The sequence below is a fragment of the Nocardioides sp. CPCC 206348 genome (genome assembly GCF_048654705.1).
In the GTDB taxonomy this organism is placed as follows: Bacteria; Actinomycetota; Actinomycetes; order Propionibacteriales; family Nocardioidaceae; genus Nocardioides.
Map to the genome: position 1 here is coordinate 39,646 of NZ_JBMCZA010000047.1, position 948 is coordinate 40,593.

The following is a 948-nucleotide window of genomic DNA, read 5'->3' on the forward strand; positions in this document are numbered from 1 at the left end:
GGCGGACCCGCACGTCGGACCCTTGGCGACGCGTGGGCCTCCCCCGGCCGGCGCGCCGACAACCGACTGACTCCGACCGCACCCGGCCGGGGTCCGAATGCCAGGGGACCTGATGACTGACCCGATCGACCCGATCGACCCGAGCGCCACAGATGGTGCCGACGACGCCGAGGACACCGGTGCGCCGTTGACGCCTGCCCAGGACGCCGCCGTACGACGCGCGCTCGCCGAGGCCGGCGGTCCGGAGCCGATGCCCGAGGAGGTCGTCGCACGACTGGACGCCGTGATCACGTCCCTGGCCGCCGACCGCCCCGTCACCCCCGAGATCTCGCACCCCGAGGACCACCGGATCCTCCCCCTGGACCCGTTCGCCCGGCACCGGCGCGTCCGCGCCCGCTACCTGCTCGCCGCTGCCGCGGTGGTCGTGGCCGGTGCGGTCGGCGCCGGCATCGTCACCGACCGCGGGGGCTCCGACGACGCCATGACCGCGGCCGACCAGATGTCCGACGACGACCCCGCCCGCAGCGACGCCGGCGGTGATTCCGGCCTGGCCGAGTCGCCGGCGTCCGGGGACGACAAGGCCGTCGTCCCCTCCACGGCAGGCCAGGAGGCCGCGCCCTCACAGCCGTCGTCGCTCCCGGTCGAGCCCCGGCGCATCGTGACGGACGAGCCACTGCGCGAGGTGCGCGCGGACTCGCTGCGCGAGGACCTCGTCGCGCTCCAGCACATCACGCTGCCGCACCCGGCAGCCGCCGAGTACGACGGCGCGACGCTCACGGCACCGAAGGACTTCATGTGCGAGCCGGCCGACTTCGGCCTCGGCTACCTCGTCGGTGTGGAGTACGACGGCAAACCCGCCGTGGTCGCGTTCCGGGACACCGTCGGCTCGACCCAGGAGGCCGAGGTGCTCGCCTGCGGTACCGGCGACGTGCTGCACTCGACCACGCT

Annotated in this window: 1 protein-coding gene; it reads left to right on the forward strand. The window is 74.7% G+C overall.

The annotated features are described in order from the left end of the window. Positions 1-112: 112 nt before the first annotated feature. On the forward strand, positions 113-948 hold an 836-nt coding region (locus ACOADB_RS01745; protein ID WP_378596183.1), incomplete at its 3' end, for a hypothetical protein.